This is a genomic window from uncultured Fibrobacter sp. (assembly GCF_937877005.1).
GTDB lineage: Bacteria > Fibrobacterota > Fibrobacteria > Fibrobacterales > Fibrobacteraceae > Fibrobacter.
In genome coordinates this window covers 1-7,537 of record NZ_CALEFV010000093.1, presented here as the reverse complement: position 1 = coordinate 7,537, position 7,537 = coordinate 1, and the positions used below count along the sequence as shown (strand labels likewise).

Here is a 7,537-nt window from a genome sequence, read left to right as displayed (position 1 = left end):
GATTCGCCCGAGGCACAGGAGCCAGAATACCCTGAAATCGTGTGCGTGTCCGAAGGCACGTTCCGCCAGATTCGCGACGACAGCCTGGTACTCCTTTCGCAAGGAATTTCTCACCGGCTCTTGCGCAGTATCGAAGGCCCTTTTTTGATTTTCGTTTTGCCCGAGCACGAAGAATTTGCACGCCTACAGTTGGCTCTTTACCGCAAGGAAAATCCGCCTAAAGAAGAAAACCCGCCGATTCCCTTGACATTTAGCTTGCAGCCGCTCTGGATTTTGCTTGCTCCCGTGATATTCACGCTAATCGATTTTTCAGGCAAAGTAAATCTTCATTCACGCGGAATCTCGGATGCCGGCAAGGTCCTTAAAGGAGAATGGTGGCGCGCGCTCACGGCACAGACCTTGCACGGCGACACACGGCACCTAGCGTCGAATTTACTCTGCGGCTACATCGTGATGAACATGATTACCTTCCGCATTCCGTTGCTCCGGCTAGCTCCTTTCATCGCAGTGGCAGCAGCTATCGCGAACCTGTGCGTTTCCTTCACGGTACAGTCCGATTTCCGTTCCCTCGGATTTTCCACCTTCGTTTTTGCGGCCATCGGCTGTCTTTCGGTCATAGAATTCCGACTAATGCCCAAGGAAACGCACGGCCTGCTCCGCAGGTTCGCGCCGCTCTGCGGCGCGGCTTCGCTCGCCGTGTTTCTTGGACTCGGCGAGAACGCCGACATCCTCGGACACGCCTACGGATTTATCGCGGGACTTTTCTGCGGTCTCATTCCAAGCAAAAAGGCTCTCCGCTGGGGGACTCCCCTTTCGAGCACCGACATAGTCGGAATTCTTTTCTACTACGCCCTTTACGCATTCGCCTGGAAAATGGCAATGAGCTAACAACAAGGAAGGCCGGCATAAGCCGGCCTTCCCTAAATTTCAATCCATCCGAATTAGATGTTCAGGAACTTCTTGGCCTTGTCGGCGTAGAGCTGGTTGTCACCATAGACTTCGAGGAGGCGTTCCGCCGTCTTCTTGGCCTTGTCGGCAGCACCGAGCTGTTCGTAAACGAGAGTGAGTTTCCACATGGCATCGGCAACCATCGGGACCTCGTCTACCGGTTCGTCCTTCTGGAAGCGATCTTCCAGGTCGCCCGTACGCTTGGCAAATTCGCCGATATACTTTTCAAGAAGACCGGCAGCGGCAGAATAGTCACCCTTTTCCATCTTGACGGCAGCAAGACCGTGCATGGCAGCGGAACGGACCAGGGCAACGGAACCGGCATTGTCGAGGCTCTTCTGGAACAGGACTGCGGCACCGTCAAAGTCACCGGACTGGTACTTGATGTTGCCCGCATAGAGGGCGGCCTTGGCTAGGCTCACACCATCCAGCTTGCCGGAACTGATCTTGGATTCGAATTCCACCAGGGCGGAGTCCTTCTGATCGGCATAGAGGAAAGTCATGCCCTTACCGAGGAGTTCGGCCTGTTCGGCAGCGGCAGCCTTGCGATAATCGCGGAACTGCACCACGCCCACCACGATAACCATGATAGCCACGAGGACCACAGCGACCTTGGAGCCATGAGCGACAAAAAATTCCTTGATTTCAGAATTATTGGTATTCGATTCGTTAGCCATTTTAAAAGTCCATGTTAAAATTTGTGCCACAATCATAGCAAAAAAAAATACTCTTGTCAGCGCACCTTGACAAAAGAAGCGTCAATTACTAATTTTGCGCCTACCATGCCACTCTAGCTCAGCTGGTAGAGCAGCTGATTCGTAATCAGCAGGTCGGCAGTTCAAATCTGCTGGGTGGCTCGAAAAAATCCCGCTCAATGAGCGGGATTTTTTGATTTTTAGGGTACTTTGTATATCTTGACCTTAAAGGTGTAATCGCCACGGTTACCTTCGGTTGCATCGGTAATTGCGAAGGCGTAGAAGCCTTCACCAGTATCAGCATTGTAGGTTGGGGCCTTGGCGACGTAAATTTGGTTGAAGTTCTGAATCATGTTCGTCAGTCGTTCGGCATCAATAGTCTTGAACTTGAAGTCGCTCACGTATGCCGTTGCCGGAGAACGATCCGCATTCATGTCTTCCGGCCAGATATCCACTTCGTAATCGTCGGTGTACGGCGGAAGGTCTCCATTGGTAATTGGGGAAAACAGAAGACCCGAGCCACTTTTTGCAGAAAGTTCCGGATTCGTCACATCACCAGCCTTTTCGAAGATGATATCTGCGGTAGCAGCACTTGCTGCAGGCACAGCTGTGCAAGTGGCAAGATCAAGTCCCGGATTCACGTTCGTAGAAAGTTCAACCTGACAAGTTGTCATCGGGATTTCTTTAACCTGAACGGTAGATGATGATGAATACTCGCCCCAACAATATTCAGCAGCATCTCGTTCAAACGGAATGATTTCGGTTCTCTGAAAAACCATGTCGCCGGAAGTAGCCGTCACAGTAATAATAAGGCTGTACGTACCGCATTCGGTGAATCCCGGATCCAGCAAGCTGATAGAAACGCGAGCAGAATTCGTGGAGTTCAGATCAATGGCATTCTGCGTGGGCAAGAGAATCTGATTGGAGCTAACAGCTACAGGAGCAATAGTCATGTTATTGACATCATTACCCTTAGCGACTATATATTCGATACCGATAAAGGCGATGTTTAAAGAGCTGTCCATGACGATAGAATCGCCGAGAAGATTCAACATGAATTTTCCCTTGAAGCGAACTTCATCGCCAGCCACTCTAGAGTCAAGCTCCGAGGCCGTGATAGTAAAGTCGCTCTGATCAGGAACAACAATTACCAATTCACTGCTACTGGATTTTTCAAGAGAACTACTAGAATCTGTTTCATCATCCTCTACTGTGCTACTGGACGATTTTTTCGTTTTCTTCGAAGAACTAGACGACTTTTCCTCAGCAGAACTGCTTGAAACTTTCTTAGAAGAACTGCTAGATTCAACCACAGAATCATCCGAAGACGACAAGGCACCAGTCTCATCATCCGTCACAACAGGAGAAGAATCGTCAGAGCATCCAAAAAACATAAACGCTGCTACAAGACTCACTGCAGCAAAGCCACGAATAGATAGACTTTTCATTTTACAATTCCCCACAGGTTAGTTACTTTCACAAAGGTAACTAAAATTATAACAATGCGGAATTACTTTTATACTAGATATGAAAAATCCCACTCGACGAGCGGGATTTTTTTTCATTTATTTTCTAGCAGCTAATTCCTCTGGAGTTCGGGCGAGGATGTCCCAATCTCCTCTTTTAATGATTTTGTAGGCATATCCCTGTTCCGTAAGGAACAGCTGGCGGTTCATCGCAAATTCCTGTTCCTTGGAATCCTGCGTCACGATGCTGTAGAAGTGCGCTGCTCCGCCGTCGCTCTTGGGACGAAGCACGCGGCCGAGACGCTGGGCTTCTTCCTGACGGCTACCGAAGGTTCCCGAAATCTGGATAAGCACATTGGCATCCGGCAAGTCAATAGCGAAGTTGCCGACTTTCGACACCATAAGATTCTTGAGTTCACCGTTGCGGAAAGCAGCATAAAGTTTCTCACGGTCCTTATTCGGAGTCTTTCCGGTAATCAGCGGAATCTTCAAGTCATCGGAAAGGGCTTCAAGCTGACCGATGTACTGGCCGATAATCAGCACGCGGTCGTCGGGCTTGTCAAAATACTTGAGCAGACGTTCTACGATGTCCGTCTTTTCGGGATTCGTCGAAGCGAGCGTAATCTTTTCACGGACAGGCGCAAGCGCATACTTCATCTTGAGTTCCGCTTCCATCGGAATGCGAATCTCATTACAGTCGGCAGTTGCAATCCAGCCCTGAGCCTCAAGAATGCGCCACGGAATGTCGTACTTTTTGGGACCAATCAAGCTGAACACTTCGGTTTCCTTGTGGTCTTCGCGAACAAGCGTTGCGGTAAGGCCCAGGCGGCGAGTGGCCTGCATTTCGGTACTCAGGCGGAACACCGGAGCCGGCAACAGGTGCACTTCGTCGTAAATCATGAGGCCCCACTTCTGCTCACTGAATAGCGGGAAATTCGCGAGTTCCTTCTTGACTTCTTCCTCAGTTAAATCGTCAAGATCCGAATCGGTCTTTTCATCTTCCGCTTTCTTCACGCGCTTGCGCTGCGTCAGAATCTGGTAAGTCGCCACCGTCACGGGGCCAATTTCCTTGACTTCGCCGGAGTATTCCTTCACCTGGTCAAGCGTCAAATCCGTCTTGTCGCAAATTTCGCGAATCCACTGACGGGAGGCAGAAATATTCGGCGTCAAAATCAAGGTCTTTGTTTGCACCAAAGCCATCGTGGCAAGGCCAATCACGGTCTTACCCGAACCGCAAGGCAGCACAATCACACCTGAGCCGCCCTTTTCGGAGCCACTCGCATAGAAAACCTGGGCGGCTTCCTTCTGGTAGTCGCGAAGGTCAAACTTCTTTCCGGAGAGAGTCGTTTCGCGCAGATGAATCGGCAAGGGATCGCCCACGGTATAACCCGCCAAATCTTCGACCGGGAACCCAGCATTGGTAAGAGCCATCTTCAAATGGCCACGGCGTTCAGGGTCCACTTCGGCATGCAGGTCATCGATAAATTGTAAAATATACGGTTCGACTTCCTTGAGGTGGCAAATTTCGGTGAACATGTACTTGTCGTCGGACTCGACAATCAGCTTGCCATCTTCTTTTTTTAGGCGCAACAGACCATAGCGGTCCATGTAGTCCTGAATTTCGGTAACTACGGTTTCAGGAATCGGGAAGCGGCTCTGGCTTTCAAGACGTTCCAGAACTTCCGGTGCACGAAGTCCTGTCGAAGCGGCGTTCCACAGGCTGAGGGGACTAATCTTGTATGTGTGCAAGTGCTCGGGACTCTTGACCAGCTCGGTAAAGGGAGCTATCGCGTCGCGAGCCGCTTCGTAGGTGGGGGCATCGACCTCCACCATGATTTCCATATTACTCTGAACAATAATGGCGCCATTCGGATTCATAGGCGCCAAATTTAGCAAAAGTTACGTAATTAGAGTAGTGTTGTAGGATTAATTTTATATATCTTTATATTGTAAAAAAGAGGTTTTTTTGAGCCAGTTAAAATTGAATGGAAAGACCGAGTCTCTTTGCATTTTCGGTCATCCTGTTGGACACAGCAAGTCGCCCTTGATGCACAATGCCCTTTTTGAAGCATTAGGCATCAATGCGGCCTATTTACCCTACGCCCCGGAACCCGAAAATTTGGCAGACGCCATCAAAGGTTTTAGGGCCATGAAGTTCCGCGGGGCAAATGTCACGATTCCCTACAAGACACCCGTGATGGACCTTGTAGACGAACTTTCGGACATTTCGAAGTTTACCGGCAGCGTCAATACGCTGTACTGGAAAGACGGCGTTGTGGGCGGCACCCTGTGCGGCACAACCACGGACCCCTACGGTTGCATCCACAACCTAGAAGAACATGGTGTCGATGTCAGCGAAAGATCGGTCGCGCTCCTTGGAAACGGCGGAGCAGCAAAAGCAATCGCCTATACACTCGCCGAAATGCAGAACAGGCTTACCATCGTGTGCCGCAACCGCGAAAAAGGGACTGCACTCGCCGACAGCCTGAACCAGTTCTTTAACGGCAAGGTGCCCCAGGTCCAAGTCGCCACGTTCGATGAATTCCCTGCCGTGTCCAAGGATATTGAAATCATCATCAATGCAACCTCCGTGGGCATGACCCCAAACGAAGATCAGTCACCCCTTACCGAAGAATCCTTGCGCCAAGGCCAAGCCGTGATGGACATTGTCTACACCCCGCCAAAGACAAAGCTGTTGCAGATGGCAGAAGCCAAAGGCTGCAAAATCGTGAACGGCGAAGGGATGCTGGTGCACCAAGGCATTGAAAGCTTTAGAAAGTGGTTCCCCGAAGAAACCAGGAACAAGACGAACGACGAACTCGCACAGATTATGCGCAAAGGAATGCAGGGCTAACATGAACAAGCACATCTTTTTCACCGGATTCATGGCAAGTGGAAAATCCCGCACCGGACGCGCCCTGGCAGAACGGCTGAACCGCCCCTACGTGGATACCGACGCCGTTATCGTCGAACGCGCAGGAAAGACCATCAGCGAAATCTTTGAACAAGACGGCGAAGCCAAGTTCCGCGAAATGGAACGCGAGGTCGTTGCCGAATTTGCAAAGAAGGAAACACCTCACATTATTTCCTTGGGCGGTGGCGCACTCACGCAACCGGATAACCTAAAAGTCATCCGCGAAAACGGCATCATCATTCGCCTGTGGGCAAAGCCCGAAGTACTCTCGGAACGCATCGGCCGCAAGAACACACGCCCATTGCTTGCCAACCTGAGTGATGAAGAACGCCTCGAAAAGATCAAGGCTATGCTCAAGGAACGCGAAAAGAATTACGCGCATGCCGACTTCAGCGTCGAAAGTTCCGACGAATACACAGAAGACCACGTGATCGAGCGAATCCTGTTCATCCTGAATTTCTGGAACAACCACGCTCTCGATGTTTGCCCAAGCAGCGGCGGACGCTATCCCATCTTTATCGGCAAGAACATCGTTCCCGATTCGGGCGTACTGCTCGAGTGCCTGAAGCTTGCCCCGACTCACGAGTTTCTGGTCTGTACCGATACGAATATCGCCAAGCTACAGCCCAAGATGCTGAACGAACTGAGAGGACAGGCAGGACGTTGCCCGATTTTCAAATTCCAGGCCGGAGAAAAGAACAAGACCCTACACAACCTGAACCAGCTGTTCAGCTTTATGCTCCACCGCGGTTACACCCGCAAAAGCTGCCTGTTGCAGTTCAGCGGAGGCGTTGTCGGCGACATGGCTGGTTTTGGCGCAGCCACCTACCAGCGCGGCATTCCGTTTATCCAGTTCCCGACGACGCTCCTTAGCATGGTCGACAGCTCCGTGGGCGGAAAGGTTGCCGTGAACCATCCCGAAGGCAAGAATATGATCGGTGCATTCTACCAGCCGAAAGCTGTGGTCTGCGATCTCGCGGTGCTCAGCACCTTGCCCGAAACAGAATACCTGGCGGGCCTTGCCGAAATCGTAAAGTACGGCGTGATCTACGACGAGGAATTCTTCCGCTACATGGAAGAAAACGTCGATCAAATCAAGGCCCACAACTACGATGTTCTGAAACACCTCATTTACCGCAGCTGCGCCATCAAGGCCGAAGTCGTCGGCATCGACGAAAAAGAAGCGGGGCTGCGCGCCATATTGAATTACGGTCACACATTCGGACATGCCATAGAGAACCTGACGCACTACGAGAAGTTCACGCATGGCATCGCCGTTTCGCTCGGCATGCGAGTCGCCGCAAGAGCGGCCGTCCTTCTAAACAAGATGTCCGCTACCGACGAAGCTAGGCAGAACAAGCTCCTGGACGATCTTGGTTTCCCGAAGAATTACGAAATCGACACCGAAGCCGCATGGGATGCCATGGCCGTCGACAAGAAGGCGGAAAAGGGCAAGCGCGTATACATTTTGCCCACCAAGATTGGAGAAGTCGAAAAAGTTTGCAACATTGACA

Annotated in this window: 6 protein-coding genes and 1 tRNA gene; 4 read left to right on the top strand and 3 right to left on the bottom strand. The window is 51.1% G+C overall.

The features are described 5' to 3' along the window. The coding region (locus Q0628_RS04775; RefSeq protein WP_298768660.1) for a rhomboid family intramembrane serine protease at window positions 1-888 on the top strand (888 nt) is incomplete at its 5' end. A 53-nt stretch (window positions 889-941) separates the two neighbouring features. Here Q0628_RS04775 and Q0628_RS04770 read toward each other — a convergent pair. Further along, window positions 942-1,625: a tetratricopeptide repeat protein gene (locus Q0628_RS04770; protein WP_298768658.1), complete on the bottom strand. Its 684-nt coding sequence runs from the start codon at window positions 1,623-1,625 to the stop codon at window positions 942-944. A gap of 107 nt (window positions 1,626-1,732) precedes the next feature. On the opposite strand from Q0628_RS04770, the gene Q0628_RS04765 reads away from it, so the two are divergent. Further along, window positions 1,733-1,805: transfer RNA gene (locus Q0628_RS04765), tRNA-Thr, on the top strand. Between the two features lie 38 nt (window positions 1,806-1,843). Here the strand turns inward: Q0628_RS04765 and Q0628_RS04760 are convergent. Beyond that, complete coding sequence (locus Q0628_RS04760; RefSeq protein WP_298768656.1) at window positions 1,844-3,091, bottom strand: hypothetical protein; 1,248 nt, start codon at window positions 3,089-3,091, stop codon at window positions 1,844-1,846. Window positions 3,092-3,208: 117 nt separating this feature from the next. Further along, window positions 3,209-4,987 (bottom strand): DNA repair helicase XPB, encoded by a 1,779-nt coding sequence (locus Q0628_RS04755; RefSeq protein WP_298768654.1) that lies wholly within the window; start codon window positions 4,985-4,987, stop codon window positions 3,209-3,211. Between the two features lie 88 nt (window positions 4,988-5,075). Here Q0628_RS04755 and aroE point away from each other — a divergent pair, with 88 nt between their 5' ends. After that, the gene (gene aroE / locus Q0628_RS04750; RefSeq protein ID WP_298768652.1) at window positions 5,076-5,963 is read left to right on the top strand and encodes a shikimate dehydrogenase; all 888 of its coding nucleotides are present in this window, start codon (window positions 5,076-5,078) and stop codon (window positions 5,961-5,963) included. Window position 5,964: 1 nt separating this feature from the next. Then, on the top strand, window positions 5,965-7,537 hold a 1,573-nt coding region (gene aroB / locus Q0628_RS04745), incomplete at its 3' end, for a 3-dehydroquinate synthase (protein WP_298768650.1).

What these genes read in the sequence shown, in the direction of transcription:
- Q0628_RS04760 (WP_298768656.1), bottom strand. Translation starts at nt 3,091, where the DNA reads ATGAAAAGTCTATCTATTCGTGGCTTTGCTGCAGTGAGTCTTGTAGCA.
- Q0628_RS04770 (WP_298768658.1), bottom strand. Translation starts at nt 1,625, where the DNA reads ATGGCTAACGAATCGAATACCAATAATTCTGAAATCAAGGAATTTTTT.
- Q0628_RS04755 (WP_298768654.1), bottom strand. Translation starts at nt 4,987, where the DNA reads ATGAATCCGAATGGCGCCATTATTGTTCAGAGTAATATGGAAATCATG.